Here is a 25,158-nt window from a genome sequence, read left to right as displayed (position 1 = left end):
TCAGTCCACCAATCCGACCAGTACCGAGAACGGCACCGAGAGATACCCGACGACCAGGACCGCGGAGAGTACGGCCGCGATGGTCTTGGCGCGCCGCTGGCCCTTCTCGGTCTGCTGGCCGAGCGTGCGCGCCGCGCTGAAGATGCCGTGCCACAGGTGGAAACCGACGGCGATGATCGCGAGCGCGTAGAAGAGCGTCACGTACCAGCGGTCCGGCGCGAAGTCGGCGACGACGTTCGTGTACGGGTGCTCGTGGTCGCCGACCGGGTTCACCGTGCCGGTGGTCAGGTCGAGGATGTGGAAGATGATGAACAGCAGGACGATCACGCCGCCCCAGCGCATGGTCCGGGCGGCGTAACTGCCCTGGACCTTCGGCCGGTGCGCGTACTTGACCGGGCGCGCCTTCCTGGCGCGCACCGTCAGCACGGCCGCGGTGTAGATGTGCGCGATGACGGCGAGCGTCAGGACGGTCCGCTGGATCCAGAGGTACCACATCTCCGGAAGGACCGGGGTGCCGAGCGACCGCAGGAAGTGTGCGTAGTGGTCGAACTCGGAAGCGCCCAAGAAGATCTTGAGGTTCCCGACCATGTGCACGTAGAGGAAGAGGAACAGCAGGATCCCGCTGACCGCCATGATGATCTTCAAGGAGACCGACGAGGGCCGGACCGTCCTGCGCGGGGTGGGCGTTGCCGTCGCCCCGGCCGCGTTCTTTGTCTTCGGAATTGGAGTGTCTACCGCCACAACCTTGACGGTAGAAAGTCCCGAGTCATTCGTCTAATGCATGATCGGGCGGATGGTCATAGCGGTAAGCTATTACGGTGCAGCTGCAACAACTCCGGTACTACTTAGCAGTGGTGGAGACCCGACATTTCACCCAAGCAGCGGACATTATGGGCGTGTCGCAGCCTACGTTGAGTAAGCAGATTCACACCTTGGAGTCCTCACTCGGCGCCCCCCTCTTCGAGCGGATGCGGGGTGCGGTAACCCTCACGGTGGCCGGCGAGACCCTGCTGCCGATGGCGCAGCGGATCGTCGCCGACGCCGACGCGGCCCGCGACGCCGTGCAGGACATCGTCGGCCTTCGTCGCGGCGAGGTGCGCCTGGGTGCCACCCCCAGCCTCTGCTCCTCCCTGGTCCCGGCCGTGCTGCGGACATACCGGGCGGACCACCCGGGGGTGAAGCTGTACATCAGTGAGGGCAGCTCGCAGGACCTGATCGCCGGGCTGCTCGCGCACACCCTCGACCTGGCGTTGATCGTCGCCCCCGAACACGGCGTGGACCAGACGCTGGTCACCACCGAGCTGGTCCGGGAGAGCCTGGTGGTGGCCTCGGTCGCGGACGGGCCGCCGCTGACCGTCGGCCGGCAGCTGGAGCTCGGCGAGCTGCGGCACACCCCGATGGTGATGTTCCGGGAGGGCTACGACATCCGCGAGGTGACCCTGCACGCCTGCGAACGGGCCGGCTTCACCCCCAAGCTCGCCGTCGAGGGCGGGGAGATGGACGCGGTGCTCGCCTTCGTGGAGGCCGGGCTCGGGGTCGCGCTCGTGCCCAGCATGGTCCTGGCCAACCGGCCGCTGCTGCGGGCCACGCCGCTCGCGCCGCCCGGCATGCGGCGGACGATCGCCCTGGCCCAGCGCCGGGCCGCGGTGCTGCCGCACGCCGCCGCCGCGCTGCGCGACGTCGTGCTGGAGCACATCACGTCGGGCCGGCTCCCGTTCGGGGTACGCGCTCTCTGAGCTTCGTCCACTTAGGGTAGTCAACTGCCCACCACGCGTCCTACAGTCCAGGGGTGTGGATTGGCGAGTTCCACGACCCGCGACTCGTCGAGGTCTACGACGCCGAGTGTCCCTGGGGCTGGGACGACGACTTCTTCATGGCCGTGCTCGCCGAACGCTCCGCCCACCGGGTCGTCGACCTGGGCTGCGGCACCGGCCGGCTGGCCATCGCGATGGCCCGGGCCGGGCACGAGGTGACCGCCGTCGACCCGGCCGCCGCCGCGCTCGCAGCCGCCCGCCGCAAGAGCGGCGGGGAGCGGGTGCACTGGCTGCAGGGCTCGGCCGGTCAACTGCCGGCCCGCTCGTTCGACGCCGCGTTCATGACCAGTCACGTCGCCCAGTCCTTCGTGGACGACGAGGAGTGGGACGGGGTGCTGCGCGGGCTGCGCCGGGCCCTGGTCCCCGAGGGACGGCTCGTCTTCGACAGCAGCGACCCGGCGTTCGAGCCGTGGGCACTGTGGAACCCGCGGGACTCCTGGCGGGCCGTGGTCCTCCCGGACGGTGAGGCGGAGGCGTGGAGCGAGGCCGCGGAGGTGGAGCCGAACGTCTGGCACGTCACCGAGCGCTACCGGTTCGCGGACGGGCGGGAGGTGGCGAACTCGGCGACGCTGCGGTTCCGGACCGAGCCGGAGTTGCGGGCCTCGTTGCGGGAGGCCGGGTTCCGGGTGGACACGATCTACGGCGGGTGGGGCCGTGAGCCCGTCGGTCTCAGCGGCGACGGCGAGTTCATCGTGATCGCGGTCGTTGCGCCGCGGCTGATGTCCTAGCGGTCACGGATGTGCCGAGTTGTTGTGCGGAACCTTAGTAACCGTTGCGGGGCTTAAATCCGGGACTACCATCCGCAACCATTGGAGTCGGTCTTTACCGATCGTTGTCGATCTTTACGCGATGTCGAGGTGGCATGCCCGAGAACGAGTGGCCCGATCCACGGCTCCCCGAACCGGTCGAATGGAGCCAGCCGCACCACGACCCGCCACCCGGGCGGGGCCGCGCGCTCCTCGCCGCCGCGGTCGTCGTCCTGGTGCTGCTGGCCGCCGGTGGCATCGCCTGGCGTCTGATGAGCAACCGCTCCGCCACCCCGGTCGCTCAGCCCAGCGCGCCGCCACCCATCGTGGAACACACCGTCCTGCCCTGCCCCGAGCCGAAACTGCGGGTCGCCGCCGCGCCGGAGATCGCCCCGGTGGTCCAGGCCGCCGCCACCGGCCTCAGCCGCTCCGGCCAGCGCTGCTCCGAGGTGGAGGTGCGGGCCGTCGAACCCGGCGCCGTGCTCGACGCCAAGCCGCAACCCGACGTGTGGGTGCCGTCCAGCAGCGTCTGGCTGGCCGCGGCGAAATCGCGGGGCGCCACCTGGACCGTCGACGGCGGGCCGCTCGCCTGGTCACCGCTGGTGATCGTCGGCCCCGAGGCACTCGGCTCGCTCTTCGCCCCGAACGGCGCTACCTCGTGGATGACGGTGGTGCAGGGCGCGATCCAGAAACGGCTGCCCGCGGTACGGATGCCGGACGCGACACAGACCACGACCGGGCTGCTCAGCGTCTTCGCCCTGCGGCAGGCGACCGCCCGGACCAACCCCGACGCCGGCATCGCCCAGCTGCAGGCGCTCACCCTGCGCAGCCGGCTGGAGAGCGCGGCGGCCGACCCGGCCCAGCTGCTCCGGCAGATGGCCGTCGAGACCGAACAGACCGCGGCGACGTTCGAGGTGGGCGTCTTCCCGACGACCGAGCAGCAGTTCCTGGGCTATCAGAAAGCGGATCATGACGTACGGCTGGTCGGCGGCGCCCCGGCCGACGGGCAGGTGGACGCCGACTACCCGTACGCGGTGCGCAAAGGTGCCCCGGCCGACCTGGCGAAACACCTGCGCGAGGCGATCACCACGGAGGCCCTGACCGGGGCCGGGTTCCGGACCGAGGCGACGAAGGGCGCGCTGCGGCCGCCGGCCGACCCGGCCGCGCTGTTCAGCGCGGCGCAGCAGTGGACGGCGTACAAGTCGGTGGCGTTCCAGGTGCTGTTGCTGATCGACGCGTCCGGCTCGATGAACGAGAAGATCACCGACCGGGCCGGGCGGAGCGTCACCAAGGCGTCGCTGCTGCGCGAGTCCGGGACCAGCGCGGCCCAGCTCTTCGGCGACGACACCAGCCTCGGCATGTGGTTCTTCGGCACCCCGTCGGCGACCAGCCCGGCGCACACCGAGGAGGTGCCGTTCGGCCGGCTCGACGCCGGTGCCGGCGGCCAGACCCGGCGCGATCAGCTGGCCGCCGGGATCGGCGGGTACAAGCCGGTGACGAACTCCGGGACGCCGCTCTACCAGACCGTTCTGGACGGGGTCGCGGACATGCGCGGGCGGGCCGCCGCGGGCACGGCGACCGTGGTGGTGGTGCTGACCGACGGGTCGGACGGCGGGACGCGCTTCAGGATGTCCCAGGCGGACTTCCTGAAGAAACTGACCGCGGGAGCGGACCCGGCGCGGCCGGTGCCGGTGATCGCGGTCGGTTACGGGCCGGACGCGAACATGCCGGCGCTGCAGGCGATGGCGAAGGCGACCGGCGGGCAGGCTGTCGCGGCCAAGAACCCGGCCGATCTCGCCGCCGGCATCGCGGCCGCCTTCCTGGCCGCGCACGGGAGTTGAGTGTGGTTGTCAGGTTCGGCCGATCTGATCGGCGGCGATCTTGGCGGAGAGGGTGACCATGGGGAGGCCGCCGCCGGGGTGGGCCGAGCCACCGACCAGGAACAAGCCCTCGACCCGGCTGCGGTTGGCCGGTCGCACCAGGCCGCCGGCGGTACCGTAGATCGCACCCCCGGGGGCGCCGGTCGCGTCGGCGAGATCGGCCGGCGTGCGGATCTCGTCGAAGAGCAGCCGATCCCGTACGTCCAGGCCCCGCGCGGCGAGCACGGCGAGAACCCGATCCCGGTACGCCTGCGCCAGCCCCGCCCGCCGCCAGTCCACCCGATGCCACCCGGTGCCGTGCGGCGCCGCGTTGACCAGCACGAACCACGCCTCGTGCCCAGGCGGGGCAACGGCCGGGTCCAGCGCGCGGGTGACGAAGACGGTGGGGTCGCCGGCCGGTCGCGCCCGCCGCCCGGCGTCGCCGAAGACCGCGTCGAACTCGGCGTCGTAGTCGCGCGGGAAGAACACGTTGTGGTGTGCCAGTTCGGGTGTTTCCCCGCGCACGCCGAGCAGCAGCACGAACCCGGCCAGGCTGCGGTCGGCCAGCGCGGCCAGCGGCCTTGGAGCGGGCAGCAGATCACGGTAGAGCGTCAGCGCGTCCACGTCGGACACCACCACGTCGGCGCGGACCTCGGTGCCGTCGCCCAGCCGCACGCCGCGAACCTTCCGGTCGGCCAGGATCGCGGCGACCGGGGAGTTCAGCTCGATCCGCACCCCCAGCTCGTCGCACCTCGCGCGCAGCGCCCCGGCCAGCGTGATCAGGCCACCGGGCAGATACCAACCCCCGAAAGCCATTTCCGCGTACGGGATGGCCGCCAGCGCCGCGGGTGCGCGACGTGGATCCGCGCCGGCGTACGTCGCGTACCGGTCCAGCAGCATCCGCAGCCGTGGATCGTGCAGATAGTGCCGGCCCAGCGCGCGCAGCGACCGGCCCGGCGCGATCGCGGCCAGGTCACGGACCCGCCACGAGAGCCGGGCCAGGGATGCCGCCGTGACCGGGCGTTGCAGCACCGACTCCCATGAGGCGTGCCAGATCCGCTCGGCCCGGCGCCAGAACCGGGCCCAGTCGCGCGCGGCGCCCGGGCCGAGAGCAGCGCCGATCCGGTCGAGGAAGACGGCGTGATCGGAGGACGAGTCGAGGACCGCGCCGTCCGGGAAGAAATGCCGGACCAGCGGGTCCAGCGGCTCGGGACGCAGGCCCAGACCGAGGTCGGCGAAGACCTGGGGGAGAGTCAGCAGGCTCGGGCCGGTGTCGAAGCGGAAACCGTCCCGCTCGAACGCGGCGAGCTTGCCACCGGTCGTGCCGGAACGCTCGTGCACGGTGACCCGGTGCCCGGCCTCGGCCAGCTTGATCGCCGCGGCCAGCCCGCCGACGCCGGCCCCGATCACCACGATGTCGCTCATGCCGCTCACCCTTTCCGTTTGTCGGCGGCCGCGCTGGGCAGGGGCCGGCCACGCCACGCGAGGCGGCCCGCCCGGCGCCTGTGGACAGAGAGAACGATCAGGTATCCGAAGAGGAGGACGGAGATCGGATGCGCCAGGGCGTCCGGGAGGGCGCGGCCGCCGGTGGCGTGTGCGCTGATCGCGCGGCCGGCGACCCCGAGGAGGTAGGCGATCAGCGCGGGAAGCACGAGGACCGGAGCGGCCGAGGGCAGGACGACGTAGAGCAGGACCAGCAGGGACGTCACGGCCGCCGCTCCCGCCGTGGAGCCGAAGGACGCCCACAACGATTTGGTGTAACCGTCGGTGAGGTCGTGCCAGGAGTCGTACATGCGGCAGGTGGCCAGGGCGGAACCGTCGGCCAGGGCGATCCGCCCGCCGGTGCGTTTGACCGCGCGGGCCAGCGCGATGTCCTCCAGGATCTCGTCCCGGACCGCGGCGTGGCCACCGGCGCGCTGATAGCCGGCCCGGTCCAGGACCAGCCACTGTCCGCCGGCCGCCGCCAGGGACGGGCGCGGCGAGCGTTCCATCGCCCGCAGCGGCAGGAAGGTGAGCCAGGACCACTGCAGGAGCGGCTGGACGAGGCGCCCGGCACCGACGATCCGGGGGTACGGGCTGAGCAGTGTCACCCCGGTCCGGCGTAACAGGTCGACGGCGCCGGCCACGGCATCCGGCTCCAGCACGACATCCGCGTCCACGAAGACCAGCACGTCGGCGTCCGCGGCGAACTCCCCGAGGCGGTGGCAGGCGTGCGGCTTGCCCAGCCAGCCCGGCGGCGGGGGAGCGCCGGTGTGCAGGTGAACCCGGTCGCCGGCCACTTCCCGGACCACGTCCGCGGTGCCGTCGGTCGAGCCGTCGTCGAGAACGTGGATCGTCAGCCCCGGCACCCCCTCCTGCGCGAGCAGCGACCGCAGGCACGGGGTGACCCGGCCGGCCTCGTCGCGCAGCGGGAGCAGGACGGCGACGCGCTCGGTGGTGGTCGCGCCGCGGCCCGGGCGGCGCAGCAGCCGGGCGTTGACCGCGGTGTGCGCGGTGAGCAGTACCAGCGGGATCAGCAGAACCCAGGCGACGGTCATGTGCGGCCGCGCAGACGCGGGATCAGTGGGAGGACGGCCGCGCCCATCAGGACCGCGCCCCAGGCCGCCGACGCGGGCAGCGACAGGAACACCGCGTGGGCGAGTACCGACGAGGCGAACGTCCAGAGCCAGAGCGCGAGAGCGGGCGCGTCCGAGGCCAGCGGGGCCGACGCCGCCCGCCCGGCGACCGCCGACAGGGCGGCCATCAGGACCAGGGCGAAGCCGAGCCAGCCGAGGTAGTTGCCGATCGGGATGCCGGGAACGCCGGGCAGCGCGGGCGTCGGGTCGGCCCACTGCCAGTAGTGCTCGGCGACCATCTGCGGGTCGAGGAAGACGTCCCAGGCGGCGAGCCCGGCTCCGGCGACCAGGATCCGGGTGAGGCGGCGACGGGCGACACGGACCGCGGCCAGCCAGGCCGGCCAGGCCATCCAGGTCCAGGCCAGCGGGATGATCAACGGCACGTCGAGCAGGCGCGGGCCGAGGCGGCCGGAGTACTCGTACGTCCCGAACGGGAAACCGGTGGCGACCCCGACCGCCTCCACCGCGAAACCGCCCAGCGTCGCGGTCAGCAGCAGCGCGCCGGCCGCCCGCGGTCCCCGGGCCAGCAGTGCGTGGACCAGGGAGAACGCGACGCCGAGCAGCACGGTGACCACGGTCAGCCGGGCCCGGGCGTCACCGTCGGTGAGTGGGTAGCAGATCTGCGCGAGAACGAGTGCCCCGAGCAGTCCCCAGGGCAACCAGCGAGCCGGCACCGTCTATGCGCCGGCCCGGCCGGACGCGTCCTCGACCGGCCGTTCCGCCAGGGGCAGTTCCCGGCCGAGGACGGCGAACGCGCGCTCGTCGCCGGGGAAGTAGAAGTGCCGCAGCACGTCCGAGAAGCCGTACCGCCGGTACAGCCGCCAGGCGCGGGACGCCTGCTCGTCGGCTTCCGGCGTGCTGAGCAGGACGGTCCGGCCCTTGGCCATCGCGAGCAGCGCGCGCAGCTGGCGGGCGCCGACCCCGTGCCCCTGCGCGGCCGGGCGCACGTGCAGCTCGACCACCTCGAAGCAGTCGGCCAGCCACTGCCGCCGCGACTCCTCGTCGAGGGCGAACTTGACCTGGTCGTGCCACCACTGGCCGGACTGCGAGGCATACCCGTAACCGAAGCCCATCAGGCGGCCCTCGGTGGTCAGCGTCGCCACCGCGCGGAAGCCGGGCCGCCGCACGTGCGAGCCGATGTATCCCCGGCGGGTCTGCAGCAGCTCCTGGCGGTAGCCCATCGCCTCGCCGTAGACGCCGACCACGTCGTCGAGCCGACGCAGCAGGTCGTCCGGCTGCCACGCTACGAGCCTCATCGCTTACGTCCGCTCCTGTCCCTGTGCCCAGCCCAGGACGGACCGGTCACCGCTGATGCCGTGCACCGCGAACCGGGCGAACAGCTCCTCGGCGTACCAGCGGTCGGCCGGGGTCCGGGCGATCGCCGCGCGATGCTCCGGCTGACGGTACGCGAACGCGGTCAGATCCGCCGCGCCGCGCCACACGGTGACCGTGCCCTGCCAGCCGATCGGCGCCTCGCCGACCCCGAAGCGGGCGAGCAGGCCGGGCGCGTCGGCCACCTCCCGGGCGACGGCCGGGATCGCCCGCCAGAACCGCAGGGCGCGTGCCGGCCGCAACCGGGCCCGGGTCAGAGCGAGCACCATGCCGTCGTGGCGGCGGCCGGTCGGTGCGAACGGGGTCTGCCCGGACCACGTGCCCCGGCTGATCAGCGGCTCCAGGTCGACGCGGGCGTGAGCGGTCGCGATCCGGTCCCAGGCGGGAAAACGTACCGGGGAATCGCTGACCGTGAGTGCGGCCCAGCGGGACAGGTCCGCATCGCCGGGCCCGAACGTCGTCCCGGTCCCGGTGCCGAGGAACTTGCCGAACCGGACGCCGCGCAGGAGGCGGCGTGCGAAGGCCATGCGCAGCATGGCGGAGCCGGCCGCGCGGCGCGGCACCCGCCAGACGTGCAACGTCACGTGATCATGCATCCCGCTCAGGCTAGACCGGTCGCCGTGAGGCTCGCCTCCCAGAGCGCGGCGGCCAGCTCGGGGTCGCGGGCGTGCGCGGCCGGCCGGGCGACTTCACGGCCGACGTAGTAGGCACCGTTCTGCAGCTCGCCGGTGGTGCAGAGCCAGGTGAGCAGCTCACCGGCGGCCTCGGGGGTGACCAGGCCGGGCGCGTGCTTGTAGAAGAACCGGGTCAGCCGGCCGGAGCCGAAGTTGGTGCGGACCACCCCGGGGTGGAAGGAGACGCTCACCACATCGGGCCAGCGCCGGGCCGCTTCCGCCGCGAACAGGATGTTGGCCGTCTTGCTGGCACCGTAAGAACGCCATTGATTGTACGATTTGTACTCATCGGTGAAGTTCGTTCCCGGCCGCCCCTGCATGTGCGCGCGCGACGAGGTGTTCACCACCCGCCCGCCGGCCAGGCGCTCCCGCAGCAGGTTGGTCAGCAGGAACGGGCCCAGATGGTTGCCCTGCACGGTGGCCTCGTAACCGTCCACGGTCTCCCGCGGCCGGGCGATGATGCCACCGGCGTTGTTGGCCAGGACGTGGATCTCCGGGAGCTCGTCGAGCAGGTTCGCGGCCAGGGTCCGTACGTCGTCGAGGTTCTCGAAATCGGCCCGGAAGTGAAGCGGAGCGCGACCGTTCCCGGCGGCCCGGACCCGCTCGACGGCCGCCGCCAGGCGATCCGGATCGCGGCCGACCAGCACCACCTCGTCACCGCGGGCGGCCAGTTGCTCGCCCGCGGCCAGTCCGATGCCGGAACTGCCCCCAGTGACCACGATTGTTCGCGCCATCACGCCTCCTGATCCCCGGAATGTCGCACCTCTGGTGCATCCTGTCATCTGCGCGTGGCAAGGGAGAGGTCGATGAGCACCGAGATCAACGTTCCGGCGGTCGTGGAGCCGGTCCGCGAGCGGGTGTCACAACGCCCCCTGTCCCGCTGGCTGCTGGCCAACCGGGTGCAGCCGGTCGGGCCGGAGTCCGAGCACGCCGAGCACGAGCAGGCCTGGTGGAAGGTGATGTGCCTGACCGGTGTGGACTACTTCTCCACACTGTCCTATCTCCCGGCCATCGCGGCGCTGGCCGCGGGCGCGCTGTCCCCGCTGGCCACGCTGCTGATCGTGGCACTCACCCTGCTCGGCATGCTCCCGATGTACCGGCGGGTCGCCGAGGAGTCGCCGCACGGGCAGGGCTCGGTCGCGATGCTGGAGAAACTGCTGCCGTTCTGGCGCGGCAAGATCTTCGTGCTGGTGCTGCTCGGCTTCGTCTGCACCTCGTGGATCATCACGATCACGCTGTCCGCGGCCGACGCGACCGTGCACATGTCGGAGAATCCGTATCTTCCCGCCGCCCTGCACGGCCACGAAGTGCTGATCACCGTCGTGCTGCTGCTGATCCTCGGCTTCGTCTTCCTGCTCGGCTTCAGCGAGGCGGTCGGCGTCGCGATCCCGCTGGTCGCGATTTTCCTGCTGCTCAACGCCGTTGTCACGGTCGTCGGCCTGGTCGACGTCTTCGGCACCGAGGGCGCGCTCTCCACCTGGACCGACCGGCTGACCGAGCACGGCAGCGGCTTCTTCGACATCGTCGGCCCGTCGATTCTCGCCTTCCCGGCCCTGGTGCTGGGCCTCTCCGGCTTCGAGACCGGGGTCAGCATGATGCCGCTGATCAAGGCCGGGAACATGGCGGAGCGGGTGCGCAACACCCGCAAGCTGCTCACCACCGCCGCGGCGATCATGAGCGTCTACCTGATCGCGACCAGCTTCGTGACCACCGTCCTGATCCCGCCGGCCGAGTTCGAGGCGGGCGGGCAGGCGAACGGGCGGGCCCTGGCCTACCTGGCCCACGAGAAACTCGGCGAGGTCTTCGGCACGGTCTATGACATCAGCAGCATCCTGATCCTGTGGTTCGCCGGCGCGTCCGCGATGGCCGGCCTGATCAACATCGTGCCGCGCTACCTGCCCGGCTACGGCATGGCGCCGGAATGGGGCCGCGCGGTCCGCCCGGTCGTGCTGGTCTACACGGTGATCAGCATCGGCATCACGATCGCCTTCGGCGCCGATGTCAACGCGCAGGCCGGGGCATATGCGACAGGCATCCTGGCGATGATGGTCTCCGGCTCGGTCGCGGTCACCATCTCGGCGTGGCGGGCCCGCCGGCGCGGCGCCGGCATCGGCTTCACCGCGCTGACGCTGGTGCTGCTCTACGCGCTGGCCGACAACATCATCGAGAAACCGGACGGCATCGCGATCTCCGCGGTCTTCATCGCCGCGATCATCCTGGTCTCGCTGATCTCCCGGATCACCCGGACCACCGAGCTGCGCGCCGACCGGATCGAGTTCGACGAGAAGGCACGGCAGTTCATCGCCGACTCCATCGCCCACGACGGCGAGCTGAACATCGTCGCCAACCAGCGGCAGACCGGCGACCCGGAGGAATACGACGCCAAGGAGAGTGAGCAGCGCGGCATGAACCCGGTTCCCGGCCGCGCCGACGTCCTCTTCCTGGAGATCGACGTGGTCGACCCGTCCGAGTTCAGCGACGTCCTGAAAGTGCGCGGCACCGAGGCCGGCCAGCATCGGATCCTGCGCGTGGAGAGCCCGGCCGCGCCGAACGCGATCGCCGCCGTCCTGCTCGCCCTCCGCGACGCCACCGGGCTCCGGCCGCACTGCTACTTCGAGTGGGCCGAGGGCAGCCCACTCGGCCACCTCTTCCGCTACCTGCTCTTCGGGCGTGGCGACACGGCCCCCGTGGTCCGCGAGATCCTCCGGCAGGTCGAGCCTTCTCCCGAGCGCCGCCCTCGGGTCCACGTCGGATGAAGACCCTTGTCCGGTACGTCGTGAGCCGTGTCCCCTGAGGTGGGCGCGCGGGCGGGCGGTGGCTCGTGCCCGCCCGCCTGTCACCCGGTTCTCCCCGCTCCTCGCGCTTCTGCCGGCTCGCGCAGGGCCGGGGCGAGCAGCAGCGTGACCGCGACCGAACCGGCGGCCAGCAGCGTGATCGCGACCGCCGGCGAGGTCAGTTCGGCGAGTGTCCCGGCCAGCGCCGCGCACACCGCCTGCATGGTCAGCATCCCGGAGGCGTGCAGGCCGAGCGCCTGGCCACGGTTCTCGTCCGGCGTCAGCTCGACCAGGCGCTCCTGGAGCAGCAGCGTCGAGCAGTACCCGACCGCCGCGATCACGGCGAGTGCCACCGCGACGGCGAGCGGCGGGTGCAGCGCGAACGGCAGGTACGGCACGGCCAGCAACAACCGCAGCCAGGGGGCCGACCGGCGGCGCCAGCGGGGCGGCAGGAACCGCCCGGCCAGCACGTCGCCGGCGAGCATGCCCAGGGCGGAACCGGCCAGCAGCAGCCCGGCGCCGGACGGGGCGAACGGCACGAACAACGCCTCACAGCCGACGATCAGGCCGTTCGGGAGCCACAGTCCGGCGTAGATCGGCCGTACGCCGGAGATGGTCCACAACCGACGGTTGGTCCGCCAGGTCGCCGCCACTGACGGACGACCGGCCGCCCGCGGCGCGCGCCGGGCCAGTCCCCGTCGGATCACCACCGCCGCGACCAGGTGGAACCCGGCGCCGGTGAGCAGCGTCCCGGCCGGCGACAGCACTGTCACCAGCGCGCCGCCGGCCGCGAACCCGGCGATCTGCATGACCCCGGTGGAGATGTTCAGGGCAGAACGTCCCAGCAGGTACGCCTCGCCGGCCACGTCGGTGAGGAGCCCGGCCCGCACCCCGCCGCTGATCGAGGCGCCCAGCCCCGTCGCGAGCAGCACCGCGAACATCCCGCCGAGCGGCAGCCCGGGCAGCGCCAGCAGCGCGGTCAGCCCGGCGGTGAGCAGGGCCAGCCCGGTCGCCGCGGCCCGTGGCGGCCAGCGGTCGGCCGCGGACATCAGCAGGGTCGCGCCGGCCAGCTGGGCCAGCGACGGGCCGAACATGCTGATCGCGGCGAGGAACGGCGAGCCGGTACGGGCGTAGACGCCGGTGGCCAGCGCCAGCCCGACCACCGTGCCCGCGGCGTTCTGCAGGCAGGCCGCGGCGAAGATCGGGGTGAATCCGGGAGTCCGGAACAGATCGCCGTAGGTACGCATGGCTCGCAGTCTTCGGGCCGCCCCGCGAAGTGGTTAATGTTTCGCGTGGCAGCGAAAGGTGGTTCCTCGTGGGCTGGTGGCAGGTCGACGCCGACACGCTCGCGACCAGCCGTTTCGTGCTCTCCCCGCGGGCCGAGGCGACCGCCGGGCTGATGCGGCTGCGCTGGGACACCGCCGAGATCCCGTCCGACCGGGAATGGCTGCGCGCGCACCGGCCGGCCTGGCGGGAGCGTCTCGCCGCCGACCCGATCACCGCCGAACTGGTCGAGGCGGCGCTGCGGCCGCACTGGATCGCGGACTTCGTCGCACCGCCACCGGCCGAGGTGGAGCAGCCGTTCGAGGACGAGGTCGCGGTGGTCCGGGACACCTCGCCCGCGGCGGCCCGGGCCCACCTCGCCGAAGGGCTGGGCGGACGACTGCCGGACACGCTCGACCGGGACGACCTCGGCGCGCGGACGGCGGAGCTGCTGAGCTGGGTCTGGCGTACCGGGATCGCGCCGGACTGGCCCCGGCGCCGCCGCCTGCTGGAGGCGGACGTCCTGTCCCGGACCCGGCAGCTCAGCCTCGGTGGCTGGCGGTCGGCGATGGACGGGATGCGCGACGGGATGCGCTGGCTCGGCGAGGGCCGGCTGCAGATCAACGCACTCGACTACCCGCCGCGCGACATCTCCGGGGCCCAGCTGCTCCTCGTGCCGACCACGCTCGGCCGCGGCTGGGTGTCCTGGCAGGAGCCGCAGCCGACGCGGTACGCGCTGATCTACCGCGCGACCGGGGTGCTGGCCGACCCCGGGCCGGGCCGGGTCGTGCCCGGGGCGCTCGGGCGGCTGCTCGGGGCCGGCCGCGCGCGGATCCTGCTGGAGCTGGCGCAACCGAGGAGCACCAGCCAGCTGGTCGTGATCACCGGGCTGGCCCTGGGATCGGTCGGAGGTCACCTGCGGGTGCTGCTGGAGGCGGGTCTGGTGACCCGGCGCCGAGCCGGCCGCAGCGTCCTCTACCTGCGCACCTCCGCGGGCGAGGCCGTCGTCCACGCCGCGGCCGGCTGATCTTTTTCCGGCGCATTCGCGCTTTTTGCCGTACGCCGTCGCACCCGCTCACCCGGGTGAGCGCGGGTGTCGATCATCTGTTCGAAAAAGTGGGCGGCGTGGCGCCTCTGAGGTTGCTTTTTTGTCGTACGGGGGTGTTAGTCTCTGCTGTAGTTAGAACGGATGTTCGAACGAGCATTCGAACTGACCCCGGGAGCGTGTTTCGCGGCGTGTCTTCCGGGCGCGGCACCGCGAAGTGCCGCATGCGTGGTCCGGGCATTCGCGGGTCCGGTCCTCGCGACAAGGCAGGCCGCCGCTCGTTGCCCCCGACCCCCGGTGGCGGGCGGCGGACCCGCCGGTTGGTGTTGGCCGGCCGGGTGTGGTGTGGGGAAGCTTCACATCCGGCCGGTCTGCAGCCGGGGCTCCTACTGCCCGTGGGGTCCCGGCACCCCGGCCACAGGTTTGGCCCGTTGCGCCTTCCTCAGCAGCGGTCCGGTTCGGCCACCACGTCGTCGGATGCGGAACAGGCGAGGAGAAACGACCATGGCGAGCACCGCGGCACCCGGCCTGACGCCGGTCCCCGGGCATGCTTCGGCACCCGGCGCGACCGGCCGGGCTGACGCGCCCACGGTCCCGGCGCACATGCTGCCCCACCGTTCACCGGCCCAGCTGCTGGCAATCGCCCGGCAGGGTCTGGCCGAGGCGGCACACACGACTCCCGACGGCCTGCGATATGCGGCGGCCCACTTGGCTGCCCTGCGCGCGGCCGCCGCTCTGCTCGCCGCCCGGGCTCGCCCGGCCGCACCCGGGCGGCGCACCCGGGCGACCAGTGTCTGGTCGCTGCTGGCGATGGTCGCGCCCGAATTCGGTGACTGGGCGGGCTATTTCGCCCTCGGCGCCGGCAAGCGCGCTGCGGCCGAGGCCGGCATCCCGCACGTGGTCAGCGCCCGCGAGGCGGATGACCTGCTGCGCGCGGCCGAGCAGTTCGTGACGGTGGCGGAGTCCTCGCTCGGGCTCTCCTGTCAGCCGCCGTTGGCCGCCTGACCCCGACGCGACACCGGCGAATCGCCGAAGACCCAGGTGCCGGGCAGGTGGCGTGTGCGCGCCGGAACTCCAGGCGTCGGACGGGTCGCGTGCACGATGTGCGCTCCGGATGCCGGGACGGGCACGTGTCGGCGCTCCGGATGCCCGGGCCGGGGCGTGCACGAGTCGGCGCTCCGGGCACCGGGATGGGTGGTGTGCGGGAGCCTGCGTTCCGGGCCGGCGCTGATTGCCTGGCCGTCGCCTCCGGAGCGTTCGAGATCTACTTGCCGGTCAGTGAATCCGCCGGACCGGATTCTGTTCTGTCGGCATCTGCTTCGTGCGGGCGGAATATCCACTTTTATCGTGCTCGGTCCGCCGATCTTCGCCGCGGCCGGCGCGGGATCGCGGTGGAAGCGGGAAGCGAGCCGCGCTGCGGCCCCGAGGTGACGACGGCGTCGCGGCGGGCTGTTACGGGGAAACAGAGCGGGGCACCATGGCAGGGCGCATGATCAGCGGGACGGCCGCCCTCGCGGGACTGGTTCGTCCCGCGAGCGAGGCGGATGAGCCGGGCGCGCATCGGATGCTTCCGGTCGCGGCTGAGCTGGGCGGTCTGCTGCCCGGCAGCGGGCTGCGACGCGGCAGCACGGTGGCGGTGGCCGGTGGCCGGGTCGCGTCCGCCGGTGGTGGGACCTCACTGATGCTGGCGTTGCTCGCGGCGGCCTCCCGGGCCGGGTCCTGGTGCGCGGTCGTCGGGCTGCCGACGCTGGGCGCGCTGGCCGCGGCCGAGACCGGCATCGCGCTGGAACGCCTCGCGCTGGTGCCCGACCCCGGCCCGGACTGGCCGACCGTGGTGGCCGCCCTGATCGACGGCGTGGACGTGGTGGTCACGGCCGTGCCCGGGTCGGTTGCCGGGTCCGTCGTGAGCCGGCTCGCGGCCCGGGCCCGGCAGCGCGGCAGTGTGCTGATGCCGTTCGGGGCCTGGTCCGGCGCGGACGTGACGCTGCAGGTCAGCCGCAGTCACTGGGAAGGGCTCGGGGACGGCTGGGGGCGCCTGCGCCGCCGGGAGGTGACCGTCACCGCCAACGGGCGCGGCGCGGCGGCCCGTCCGCGGGAGCTCACTGTGTGGATGCCGGGGCTGACCACACGCCCGAGCAGCCCGGCCGCCCGTTCTGCCGGCCCTGCCTCTCATCCCGACAGCTCGGTGCCGCTCGCCGGGCCGGGTGCACGTCCGGATAGTTCGGTGCCGATCGCCGGGGCTGGTGTTCGTGGCGGCGCTGCGGGGTCGTTGGCCGGGCCGCCGCCGGTTCGGGACGGCCGGGGTGGGCCGGGCTCCGGCGGTGCCGTGCCGCGAGGTGCCGAGGAGAGCGGGCGGCGGCAGAAGGGCGGGCGGAAGAAGCCGGGAGCGGGGTCCGGGGCCGGTCGCGGTACACCCGCGGTCGCCATGTCCGCGCGGGATCGGCTCGGGGCGACGTCGGCGGTCGGGGCGGGGCGGGAGCGGCGTGGGGCGGCGGTGGGCTCGTCCGTGGGTTCGGGGGTGGGGGAGTGATGGTGGGGCCGGTGCGGACGCTGCTGGTCTGGTGCCCGGACTGGCCGGTGGTGGCAGCCGAGATCGTGCTCGGGGTGCCGGCCGCCGAGCCGGTCGCGGTGTTCGCGAACAATCGGGTGCTGGCCTGTTCCGAGGCGGCCCGGCGGGAGAACGTGCGGCGAGGGCTGCGGCGGCGGGATGCGCAGGGACGGTGTCCGCAACTGATCGTGGTGGAGCATGACCCGGGGCGGGACGCGCGGGCGTTCGAGCCGGTGGTGGCCGCGGTCGAGGAGGTCGCGGCCGGGGTCGAGGTGGTGCGTCCGGGCGCGTGTGCGCTGGCGGCGCGCGGGCCGTCGCGGTACTACGGGGGTGAGGAGGCCGCGGCCGAGCGGATCGTCGAGCACATCGCGCAGACCTGCGCGGTGGAGAGCCAGATCGGGATCGCCGACGGGGTGTTCGCGGCCGGGATCGCGGCCCGGGACGGGAAGATCGTCGTGCCGGGCGGGACCGCCGGGTTCCTGGCCGGTTTCCCGGTCGAGGCGCTGGAGCGGCCGCAGCTCACCGACCTGCTGCGCCGGCTCGGGGCGAGGACGCTGGGCGAGTTCGCGGCGCTGCCGGCCGGGGACGTGCTGACCCGGTTCGGGTTCGACGGGGCGCTGGCGCACCGGCTCGCCGGGGGCGGTGACCACCGGCCGCTCGCGGTCCGGCAGCCGCCGCGCGATCTGGCGGTCTCCGAGACGTACGACGAACCGCTCGACCGAGTGGACACCGCCGCTTTCGCCGGGCGGGTGCTGGCCGAGCGCCTGCACGAGAGGCTCGCCGGGTACGGGCTGGCCTGCACCCGCCTCGGCGTCGAGGCGGTCACCGCGGACGGTCAGGAACTGCACCGCGTCTGGCGGCACGACGGCCTGCTCACGGCGGCCGCGATCGCCGAGCGGGTGCGCTGGCAGCTCGACGGCTGGCTGACCGGCGCCCGCCGGAACGCGCCGGCCCGCCCGACCGCGGGACTGGTCCGGCTGAGCCTGATCCCGGGCGGGGTTCTCGCGCACGCCGGCCTGCAACCGGGTCTCTGGGGTGACACCGGCGCCGAGCGGGACCGGGCGCATCGGGCGTTCAGCCGGGTGCAGGGCCTGCTCGGGCCGGAGGCGGTGGTGACGCCGGTGATCGGGGGCGGGCGTTCCGGGGACGATCAGGTGCGCCTGGTCCCGTGGGGTGACGAGCGCACGCCGGCCCGGCCCGCCGCGGTGCACGAGGATCCGATTCCGGGCCTGGTCACGGTGCCGGTGCTGGACCGTGCCATCGCTCCGGAACTGCCCGGTGGTCCGGCTTCGCGCCGCTTCCCGGTGCTGGTCGAGTCGGATCCGCGCCGCTTTCCGCCTCCGCTCACGGGGACGGCGAGCGGTGAAGAAAAGCCGAAAAGTCGGACTCAGGAAGCCGATGAGGGCCGACCGGCTTCGCGCTCCCACCTGCGACTGGTCGGGGAGACAGAGACAGAGACGGCGGCGGAAGCTGCGGCGGGGCGGGGCGGCGCCGCGGGAGTGGCGGCTGGGCGGGACGGCGGACGGGAGAACGAGGCGCGGGCGGATGCCGCGGCGGGCGCGGCAACGGCCGTACGCGCAAAGCAGTGGGGTCCTGGTTCGAAGAGACAGCCTCCTTGGCCGGGGCGACTGCCGCGACCGTCACCCGCCCTGGCACCGGGGCAGCCGATCCCGGCGGTGGTGTACGACGAGACCGGGATGCCGGTCGGGGTCTCCGCGCGCCTGGAGCTGACCGGCAGGCCGGCGACGTTGACGGTGGATCGGTCGGCGCCGCTGGCGATCACCGGCTGGGCCGGCCCGTGGCCGATCGAGGAGCGCTGGTGGGCGCCGGAGGAGGCGCGGCGCCGGGCGAGGTTCCAGATGTCGCTGGCGGACGGGCGGGCGGTGCTGATCTCGCTGACCGCGGGGCAGTGGGCGGTGGAGGCGATCTATGACTGACACTTCGGCCGGCGCGATGAGTTTTCACCATCCGGAGCAGTCCTGGGCGAAGCTGGAGGCGACGCTCTCGGGGACTCCGGTGGTGGACCCGATCGCGGCCGATGCCGACGGTGGTGACTCACCGGCGTTCAGTCGCAAGCGCGAGCCCTATCGTGCCGCGCCCGGCCTGGTGCGGCGGGAGGCCGAGGTCGAGTACGCCGAGTTGCACTGTCACACCAACTTCAGCTTCCTGGACGGGGCGAGCCACCCGGAGGAGCTGGCCGAGGAGGCGGCCCGGCTCGGCCTGACCGGGCTGGCCGTGACCGATCATGACGGTTTCTACGGCGTGGTCCGCTTCTCCGGAGCGGCCCGTGAGCTGGGATTGCCGACGATCTTCGGTGCCGAGTTGTCGCTGGGGCTGACCCGCCCGCAGAACGGCGAACCCGACCCGGAGGGCGCTCATCTGCTGGCCCTGGCGCACGGGCACGAGGGCTACGCCCGGCTGGCCCGGGTGATCTCGCAGGCACAGTTGCGGGGCGGGGAGAAGGGCAGACCCGAGTACGGCAGTCCGGAGGAGATCGCCGAGATCCTGAGGGACCACGTGCTGGTGCTGACCGGCTGCCGCAAGGGCCCGGTCCCGCTGGCCCTGGCCACGGAGGGGGTCGACGCCGCCGCGTGGGAGCTGGACCGGCTGGTGGACCTGTTCGGGAAGCCGAACGTGGCGGTCGAGCTGACCGATCACGGTCACCCGTATGACGGCGACTACAACGACGCGCTCTTCGCCCTGGCCCGGAGCCGCCGCCTGGAGGTGGTCGCGACCGGAAACGTTCACTACGCCACCCCGTCGCGGCGGCGGCTGGCGACCGCGCTCGCCGCTGTCCGGGCCCGGCGCAGCCTGGACGAGATGGACGGCTGGCTGCCCGCGGCCGGCACCGCCCACCTGCGCAGCGGCGCCGAGATGGCGCGCCGGTTCGCCGGTTATCCGGGTGCGGTGGAGAACGCCGCGATGTACGGCGACGGTCTCGCCTTCGACCTGGAGCTGGTCGCGCCGAAGCTGCCCGACTACGACGTGCCGCCGGGGCACACCGAGATGAGCTGGCTGCGTGAGCTGACCATGCGCGGCGCCCGGGAACGCTACGGGGAGCATCACCCGAAGGCCTACCGGCAGCTGGAGTACGAGCTCCGGATGATCGAGGACCTGGGTTTTCCCGGCTACTTCCTGATCGTGTACGACATCGTGCAGTTCTGCCTCCGGGAGAAGATCTACTGCCAGGGCCGCGGTTCGGCGGCCAACTCCGCGGTCTGTTACGCGCTGCGGATCACCAACGTCGACGCGGTCGAGTACAACCTGCTCTTCGAGCGCTTCCTCGCTCCCGAGCGCGACGGCCCGCCGGACATCGACGTCGACATCGAGTCGGATCGGCGCGAGGAGGTGATCCAGCACGTCTACGAGAAGTACGGACGGGAGCACACCGCGCAGGTCGCCAACGTGATCTCCTACCGTCCCCGGTCGGCGGTGCGGGACATGGCCCGCGCGTTCGGTTTCTCGGCCGGCCAGCAGGACGCGTGGAGCAAGCAGATCGACCGTTGGGGCGACGTCGCGACCGCCGGCAGCGACCTGCCCGAGCAGGTGGTCGAGTTCGCCGGCGCGGTGCAGAACTTCCCCCGGCACCTGGGCATCCACTCCGGTGGCATGGTGATCTGCGACCGCCCGATCATCGAGGTCTGCCCGGTCGAGTGGGGCCGGATGCCGGGCCGCAGCGTCCTGCAGTGGGACAAGGACGATTGCGCCGCGGTCGATCTGGTCAAGTTCGACCTGCTCGGGCTCGGGATGCTGTCGGCGCTGCACTACGCCTACGACATGATCGAGTCCGAGCTGGACATCGGCACGATGCGCCTCGACGATCCCGAGGTCTACGCGATGCTGCGCAGGGCCGACTCGGTCGGGGTGTTCCAGGTGGAGAGCCGGGCGCAGATGGCGACGCTGCCCCGGCTCAAACCGGACAACTTCTACGACCTGGTGATCGAGGTGGCGCTGATCCGCCCCGGGCCGATCCAGGGCGGCTCGGTCCACCCGTACATCCGGCGCAAGAACGGCCTGGAGGCGCCGGCCGTTCCGCACCCGCTGATGGAGAACGCACTGGCCAAGACCCTCGGCGTTCCGCTCTTCCAGGAGCAGCTGATGCAACTGGCCATCGACGTGGCCGGTTTTGATCCTTCCGAGGCGGACCAGTTGCGACGCGCGATGGGTTCCAAGCGTTCGATCGAGAAAATGCAGAGGATCAAGATCCGGCTGTACGAGGGGATGGCCGCCAACGGGATCACCGGAGAGCTCGCCGACGACCTGTTCCACAAGCTCTCCGCGTTCGCCAGTTACGGCTTCCCGGAGAGTCACGCGATGAGCTTCGCCTACCTGGTCTACGCCAGTGCCTGGCTCAAGCGGTACCACCCGGCCGCGTTCTGTGCCGCGCTGCTGAACGCCCAGCCGATGGGCTTCTACTCACCGCAGACGCTGGTCGACGACGCCCGCCGGCACGGCGTCGAGGTGCGCCGCCCGGACATCAACGCCAGCGACGCGATGGCCACGCTGGAGACCACCCCGCAGAGCCGGCACGCCGCGCTCGCCGGTGAACCGCCGCACGCGTGGGGGCTGAACGGCCCGGCGGTGCGACAGGGGCTGGGCGCGGTCCGGACGATCGGGGCCGAGCTCGCCGCGCGGATCGAGAAGGAGCGGCGCGAGCATGGGCCGTACCGGTCGATGACCGATCTTGCCCGCCGGACCGGATGCTCGGCCGCGCACCTGGAGGCGCTCGCCACCGCCGACGCCTTCGCGAGTTTCGGCCTGTCGCGGCGCGAGGCGCTGTGGGCCGCGGGCGCCGCCGCGCAGGACAAGCCGGACCGGCTGCCCGGGACGGCGACCGGCACCGACGCGCCGATGCTGCCCGGGATGAGCGAGGTGGACACGCTGGTCGCGGACGTCTGGGCGACCGGGTTGTCCCCGGAGACGCATCCGGCGCGGTTCCTCCGGGAGCGGCTCGACGCGGCCGGGGCGCTGCCGATCTCCGCGCTGCCCGCGGTCGAGGGCGGCAGCCGGGTCCTGGTCGGCGGGATCGTCACCCACCGGCAGCGGCCGGCGACCGCGGGCGGGGTGACGTTCGTGAACCTGGAGGACGAGACCGGGATGCTGAACGTGACCTGCTCACCCGGGCTGTGGCTGCGGTACCGGCGGGTCGCGCGGAGCAGTGCGGCGCTGCTGGTGCGGGGAAAACTGGAGAAGGTGGAGGGGGTGCTGAACCTGGTGGCGGATCGGCTGGAGGCGCTGAACCCACCGGTGACGCCGGCCTCGCGGGACTTCCGTTGAAGAGGTTGTTTTCGGCATTTGCCGGAAATGCCGGTTCGGCTGGCATAGGGTGCGTCTCCAGGAAGTCTCGGGGAGTGCGCCATGTTGTTCCGAATCTGCACGAGTCTCGCCGTCGCCGCAGCCGCCCTGGCCGCCGCGGCACCCGCCGCCGCCGGGCCGCGACCGGGGCCACCCACCGGCTCGCGACTCGTCCTCACCCGCGTCGCCGAGGCCGGCGGGGGAGCCGCGACGGTCGAACTCACCTGTGATCCGGACGGCGGCGGGCATCCCCAGCCCTCCCGGGCCTGCGCCGACCTGTCCCGGGCCGGGGCGAACCCGGGGCGGCTCAAGCCGGCCGACCGCTACTGCTTCCTGCTCTACAAGCCGGTCACCGCGCAGCTCAGAGGGGTGTGGCGGGGACGCTCGGTGACGTGGGCGCACACCTACGGCAACAGTTGCGAGATGAATCGCGCCACCGGCGTCCTGTTCGATTTCTAGGGTTGTCCGGCGGGCTAGGCTGCCTGCGTGGACACCGCAATCACCCGAACCGGCCGGCCGCACGTCACCGCCCGCACCGCGGCGGTCTGGGCCGTGCTGCGCCGTGAGCTGGACCGGCATGCCGGCCGTTCGCTGACCGTCCTGGACGTGGGCGGCGGCACCGGCGGGTTCGCCGTGCCCCTGGCCGAGGCCGGGCACACCGTCACCGTGATCGACGCCAGCCCGGACGCGCTGGCCGCCCTGACCCGCCGCGCCGCCGACGCCGGCGTGGCCGAGCGCGTGCACGCCGTGCAGGGTGACGGCGACGCGCTCGCCGGGCTGGTCGAGCCGGGCAGCGCCGACCTGATCCTGTGCCACGCCGTGCTGGAGATCGTCGACGACCCGTCGCAGGTGGTCACCGCGATCGCCGGGGCCCTGCGGCCGGGCGGTGCGCTCAGCCTGCTGGTCGCCGGAAGGGCCGCCGCGATTCTGGGCCGGGCCGTCAACGGTCACCTTCGGGCGGCATCCGCGCTGGTCACCGACCTGGAAGGCCGGTCCGGGCCGCGGGACACCCTGCGCCGGCGATACGACGCGGAGACCGCCGCCGACCTGTTGCGCTCCGCCGGGCTCGACGTCGAGCAGACCCATGGCGTACGGGTGGTGGCCGACCTCCTCCCCGCCGCCGTGCTCGAGGAGGACCCGCAGGCGGTGCTGGAGCTGGAACTGGCGTTGAGCGCTCAGCCGCCGTTCCGGGACATCGCCTCGCAGCTGCACCTGTTCGCCCGCCGGCCATGACCGTCTTCCCCTCCGACGGGCTGCATCCCGACGCGCTGCGGCTCGTCCGGCCCGCCTACGGGACGGGCAGTCTCGCTGACCTGCTGCCCAGCGTCAGCGCGGTGCTCGGCGTTCCCGATGCGACCGACGTGCTCGGCCTCGGCGCCCGGCTCGACGGGGTGGACAAGGTGGCGGTGCTGCTGGTGGACGGGCTCGGGGCGTACCAGCTGCCGCTCGCCGCCCCGCACGCGCCGGTCCTCGCCGACCTGGCCGCCGGTGGGCGCGGTCACGCCGGCACATTGACCGCCGGCTTCCCCTCCACCACCCCGGTCAGCCTGGTCACGCTCGGCGCCGGGGTGCCGCCCGGCGCGCACGGGATCCTCGGCTTCACGGTCCGGCGCCCGGACGGACGCCCGCTCACCCACATCCTGTGGGGCAACGACCCCGATCCGCGTACGTGGCAGCCGGTCCCGACCCGCCTGGAGCTGGCCGCCGCGGCCGGCGTGCGGGTCACCGTCGTCAGCAAGCCCCAGTTCGAGGGCGGCGGCCTGTCGCTCGCCGCGAACCGGGGCGGCGTCTACCGCGGCGCCGCGGACGGCACGGCGGTCGCCGACGGCATGCTGGCCGCGCTGCGCGAGGCGGACGGGCCGGCGCTCGTCTACGGCTACCACCCGGACCTCGACCACTTCGGCCACGAGGACGGGGTCGGCTCGGACACCTGGCGGGAAGCCGCGCGCGGCGTCGACAAACTGCTCGACCGGCTGGTGCACGGGCTGCCGCCGCGATCCGCGCTGCTGATCGTCGCCGATCACGGCCAGCTGAACGTTCCGCTGGAGGGGCGGCGGGACATCGCGGCGATACCGGCACTCGCCGAGGGCGTCGAGGGCGTGGCCGGGGAGCCGCGGGTGCGCTATCTGCACGTGGCGGCGGGCGCACGTGATGACGTGCTGGCGAATTGGCGCGAGGTTTTCGGCGCGGACGCCTCGGTGGTCTCGCGCGAGCAGGCGATCGACGAGGGCTGGTTCGGGGCGGTCCCGGCCGCGCACGCCGAGCGGATCGGGGACGTCGTGGTGATCTGCTGGGGCCGGGCGGTGGCGGTGGCCTCGGGCTGGGAGCCGGTGAAGGCGGGACAGCTCGTCGCCTACCACGGCTCGGCCACGGCGGCGGAGATGACCGTCCCGTTGCTGATCGCCCGTTCATCCGTATAACTCGATGTCGCAGGTGCTTCACGCGATGTAATCAGCCTGGTGAGACGGGCTTTTCGGACGAAACGATCTTCCGGGCCCGGAAAATCACCCGCACTCAGCCGTCGTCCGGCTTTCCGACCCGGCAACCCCCTCGTAGACTTGCGTGGTAAGGCAGCCGACGGCTGCCCCGGCCCCACGCGGGCCGGACATGCGCCCGGGGAGGAAAGCCGTGCCGCTCTCGGAGCACGAGCAGCGGCTGTTCGATCAGATCGAGCGGTCGCTTGCCGAGGACCCCAAATTCGCCTCGGCTGTGCGGGCCAGCGACCCGCGTTTCCACGCACGGCGCCGGCTCATCATCGCCGCGTTCGTGATCGTGCTTGGTCTGGCTCTCGTCGTCTACGGGGCAGCCTCGGGCACGGTGTTGCTCGGCGTCGCCGGCTTCGTCGTGATGCTCGGGTCCGCCGCCTTCGCGATGCAGTCGCGCAAGCGTGGCCAGGCCCCCGACCTCAGATCCGTCGGCGGCACCGCCTCCCGGCGGACCCGCCAAGGACGTAAGGGCAGCGGTGGCTTCCTGGACCGTCTCGAAGACCGGTGGAAGCAGCGGCCGGAAGGGCATCGCTGACGGCTTCGACCCATATTGACGAACGGCGGCCATGCGGCCGCCGTCGTCGTTTCCGCTTGCCTGGGCACTTGCGGCCGGGCAAGCGGTCCATGCCGATTGCCCCAGTACGCCCACACCCCGCCTCGCCGTCACCCGGCACCCCAATCTCCGCGCCGCGCGTTTCCCGCCCCGT

General features: G+C 72.8%; 20 protein-coding genes and 1 pseudogene. 13 read left to right on the top strand and 8 right to left on the bottom strand.

Annotation, left to right across the window (positions count from 1 at the left end):
• The gene (locus ACH442_RS01900) at positions 1 to 645 is read right to left on the bottom strand and encodes a succinate dehydrogenase cytochrome b subunit (RefSeq protein WP_396120657.1); all 645 of its coding nucleotides are present in this window, start codon (positions 643 to 645) and stop codon (positions 1 to 3) included.
• 167 nt (positions 646 to 812) lie between these two features.
• Between ACH442_RS01900 and ACH442_RS01895 the strand changes: the two genes are divergently transcribed.
• From ACH442_RS01895 to ACH442_RS01885, 3 genes are all read left to right on the top strand, one after another.
• The gene (locus ACH442_RS01895; RefSeq protein WP_396121019.1) at positions 813 to 1,736 is read left to right on the top strand and encodes a LysR family transcriptional regulator; all 924 of its coding nucleotides are present in this window, start codon (positions 813 to 815) and stop codon (positions 1,734 to 1,736) included.
• 53 nt (positions 1,737 to 1,789) lie between these two features.
• A complete protein-coding gene (locus ACH442_RS01890; RefSeq protein WP_396120656.1) occupies positions 1,790 to 2,542 on the top strand; it encodes a class I SAM-dependent methyltransferase in 753 nt (250 codons plus the stop codon).
• A 134-nt stretch (positions 2,543 to 2,676) separates the two neighbouring features.
• Positions 2,677 to 4,401 carry a substrate-binding domain-containing protein gene (locus tag ACH442_RS01885; protein ID WP_396120655.1) on the top strand — a complete coding sequence of 575 codons (1,725 nt, stop codon included), beginning with the start codon at positions 2,677 to 2,679 and terminating at the stop codon, positions 4,399 to 4,401.
• A gap of 9 nt (positions 4,402 to 4,410) precedes the next feature.
• Here ACH442_RS01885 and ACH442_RS01880 read toward each other — a convergent pair whose 3' ends face one another.
• The 6 genes from ACH442_RS01880 to ACH442_RS01855 are packed head-to-tail and all read right to left on the bottom strand — an operon-like array spanning position 4,411 to position 9,774.
• On the bottom strand, positions 4,411 to 5,844 hold the full coding sequence (locus tag ACH442_RS01880; protein WP_396120654.1) for a phytoene desaturase family protein: 1,434 nt from the start codon (positions 5,842 to 5,844) through the stop codon (positions 4,411 to 4,413).
• 5 nt (positions 5,845 to 5,849) lie between these two features.
• A complete protein-coding gene (locus ACH442_RS01875; RefSeq protein ID WP_396120653.1) occupies positions 5,850 to 6,956 on the bottom strand; it encodes a glycosyltransferase in 1,107 nt (368 codons plus the stop codon).
• Positions 6,953 to 7,708, bottom strand: coding sequence for a carotenoid biosynthesis protein (locus tag ACH442_RS01870; RefSeq protein WP_396120652.1), 756 nt, complete (start codon positions 7,706 to 7,708; stop codon positions 6,953 to 6,955). Before ACH442_RS01870 ends, ACH442_RS01875 begins: the two co-directional genes overlap by 4 nt.
• A gap of 3 nt (positions 7,709 to 7,711) precedes the next feature.
• Positions 7,712 to 8,290, bottom strand: a complete 579-nt coding sequence (locus ACH442_RS01865) for a GNAT family N-acetyltransferase (RefSeq protein WP_396120651.1) — start codon at positions 8,288 to 8,290, stop codon at positions 7,712 to 7,714.
• 3 nt (positions 8,291 to 8,293) lie between these two features.
• On the bottom strand, positions 8,294 to 9,004 hold the full coding sequence (locus ACH442_RS01860; protein ID WP_396121018.1) for a monooxygenase: 711 nt from the start codon (positions 9,002 to 9,004) through the stop codon (positions 8,294 to 8,296).
• Positions 8,968 to 9,774, bottom strand: a complete 807-nt coding sequence (locus tag ACH442_RS01855) for an SDR family NAD(P)-dependent oxidoreductase (protein ID WP_396120650.1) — start codon at positions 9,772 to 9,774, stop codon at positions 8,968 to 8,970. The genes ACH442_RS01860 and ACH442_RS01855 overlap by 37 nt, the downstream gene beginning before the upstream one ends.
• A gap of 72 nt (positions 9,775 to 9,846) precedes the next feature.
• Here ACH442_RS01855 and ACH442_RS01850 point away from each other — a divergent pair, with 72 nt between their 5' ends.
• Positions 9,847 to 11,796: an amino acid transporter gene (locus ACH442_RS01850; protein ID WP_396120649.1), complete on the top strand. Its 1,950-nt coding sequence runs from the start codon at positions 9,847 to 9,849 to the stop codon at positions 11,794 to 11,796.
• An 80-nt stretch (positions 11,797 to 11,876) separates the two neighbouring features.
• Here ACH442_RS01850 and ACH442_RS01845 read toward each other — a convergent pair whose 3' ends face one another.
• Positions 11,877 to 13,061, bottom strand: a complete 1,185-nt coding sequence (locus ACH442_RS01845; RefSeq protein ID WP_396120648.1) for an MFS transporter — start codon at positions 13,059 to 13,061, stop codon at positions 11,877 to 11,879.
• Between the two features lie 68 nt (positions 13,062 to 13,129).
• Here ACH442_RS01845 and ACH442_RS01840 point away from each other — a divergent pair, with 68 nt between their 5' ends.
• From ACH442_RS01840 to ACH442_RS01800, 9 genes and pseudogenes are all read left to right on the top strand, one after another.
• Positions 13,130 to 14,104, top strand: coding sequence for an ArsR/SmtB family transcription factor (locus tag ACH442_RS01840; RefSeq protein ID WP_396120647.1), 975 nt, complete (start codon positions 13,130 to 13,132; stop codon positions 14,102 to 14,104).
• Between the two features lie 621 nt (positions 14,105 to 14,725).
• Positions 14,726 to 15,127: an SAV_6107 family HEPN domain-containing protein gene (locus tag ACH442_RS01835; RefSeq protein WP_396121017.1), complete on the top strand. Its 402-nt coding sequence runs from the start codon at positions 14,726 to 14,728 to the stop codon at positions 15,125 to 15,127.
• Positions 15,128 to 15,599: 472 nt separating this feature from the next.
• A pseudogene (locus ACH442_RS01830) lies at positions 15,600 to 16,352 on the top strand (hypothetical protein); the annotation flags it as partial.
• Between the two features lie 299 nt (positions 16,353 to 16,651).
• The gene (locus tag ACH442_RS01825) at positions 16,652 to 18,607 is read left to right on the top strand and encodes a DNA polymerase Y family protein (protein WP_396120646.1); all 1,956 of its coding nucleotides are present in this window, start codon (positions 16,652 to 16,654) and stop codon (positions 18,605 to 18,607) included.
• A gap of 16 nt (positions 18,608 to 18,623) precedes the next feature.
• On the top strand, positions 18,624 to 21,947 hold the full coding sequence (locus ACH442_RS01820; RefSeq protein WP_396121016.1) for an error-prone DNA polymerase: 3,324 nt from the start codon (positions 18,624 to 18,626) through the stop codon (positions 21,945 to 21,947).
• 81 nt (positions 21,948 to 22,028) lie between these two features.
• The gene (locus ACH442_RS01815) at positions 22,029 to 22,424 is read left to right on the top strand and encodes an SSI family serine proteinase inhibitor (protein WP_396120645.1); all 396 of its coding nucleotides are present in this window, start codon (positions 22,029 to 22,031) and stop codon (positions 22,422 to 22,424) included.
• Positions 22,425 to 22,451: 27 nt separating this feature from the next.
• A complete protein-coding gene (locus ACH442_RS01810) occupies positions 22,452 to 23,198 on the top strand; it encodes a methyltransferase domain-containing protein (protein WP_396120644.1) in 747 nt (248 codons plus the stop codon).
• Positions 23,195 to 24,385, top strand: coding sequence for an alkaline phosphatase family protein (locus tag ACH442_RS01805; protein WP_396120643.1), 1,191 nt, complete (start codon positions 23,195 to 23,197; stop codon positions 24,383 to 24,385). Before ACH442_RS01810 ends, ACH442_RS01805 begins: the two co-directional genes overlap by 4 nt.
• A 208-nt stretch (positions 24,386 to 24,593) precedes the next feature.
• The gene (locus tag ACH442_RS01800) at positions 24,594 to 24,986 is read left to right on the top strand and encodes a DUF3040 domain-containing protein (protein WP_396120642.1); all 393 of its coding nucleotides are present in this window, start codon (positions 24,594 to 24,596) and stop codon (positions 24,984 to 24,986) included.
• Positions 24,987 to 25,158: the final 172 nt, after the last annotated feature.

The organism is Actinoplanes sp. NPDC020271, from assembly GCF_044388125.1.
Classification (GTDB): Bacteria; Actinomycetota; Actinomycetes; order Mycobacteriales; family Micromonosporaceae; genus Actinoplanes.
Note: the sequence above shows the minus strand (reverse complement) of the source record. Positions and strands in the feature narration are given on the sequence as shown.

Bases quoted from the DNA above. Each gene is read 5' to 3' on its own strand.
- ACH442_RS01885 (WP_396120655.1), top strand. From the start codon at position 2,677: ATGCCCGAGAACGAGTGGCCCGATCCACGGCTCCCCGAACCGGTCGAA.
- ACH442_RS01880 (WP_396120654.1), bottom strand. From the start codon at position 5,844: ATGAGCGACATCGTGGTGATCGGGGCCGGCGTCGGCGGGCTGGCCGCG.
- ACH442_RS01875 (WP_396120653.1), bottom strand. From the start codon at position 6,956: ATGACCGTCGCCTGGGTTCTGCTGATCCCGCTGGTACTGCTCACCGCG.
- ACH442_RS01865 (WP_396120651.1), bottom strand. From the start codon at position 8,290: ATGAGGCTCGTAGCGTGGCAGCCGGACGACCTGCTGCGTCGGCTCGAC.
- ACH442_RS01855 (WP_396120650.1), bottom strand. From the start codon at position 9,774: ATGGCGCGAACAATCGTGGTCACTGGGGGCAGTTCCGGCATCGGACTG.
- ACH442_RS01850 (WP_396120649.1), top strand. From the start codon at position 9,847: ATGAGCACCGAGATCAACGTTCCGGCGGTCGTGGAGCCGGTCCGCGAG.
- ACH442_RS01845 (WP_396120648.1), bottom strand. From the start codon at position 13,061: ATGCGTACCTACGGCGATCTGTTCCGGACTCCCGGATTCACCCCGATC.
- ACH442_RS01835 (WP_396121017.1), top strand. From the start codon at position 14,726: ATGCTGCCCCACCGTTCACCGGCCCAGCTGCTGGCAATCGCCCGGCAG.
- ACH442_RS01825 (WP_396120646.1), top strand. From the start codon at position 16,652: ATGGTGGGGCCGGTGCGGACGCTGCTGGTCTGGTGCCCGGACTGGCCG.
- ACH442_RS01820 (WP_396121016.1), top strand. From the start codon at position 18,624: ATGAGTTTTCACCATCCGGAGCAGTCCTGGGCGAAGCTGGAGGCGACG.
- ACH442_RS01815 (WP_396120645.1), top strand. From the start codon at position 22,029: ATGTTGTTCCGAATCTGCACGAGTCTCGCCGTCGCCGCAGCCGCCCTG.
- ACH442_RS01805 (WP_396120643.1), top strand. From the start codon at position 23,195: ATGACCGTCTTCCCCTCCGACGGGCTGCATCCCGACGCGCTGCGGCTC.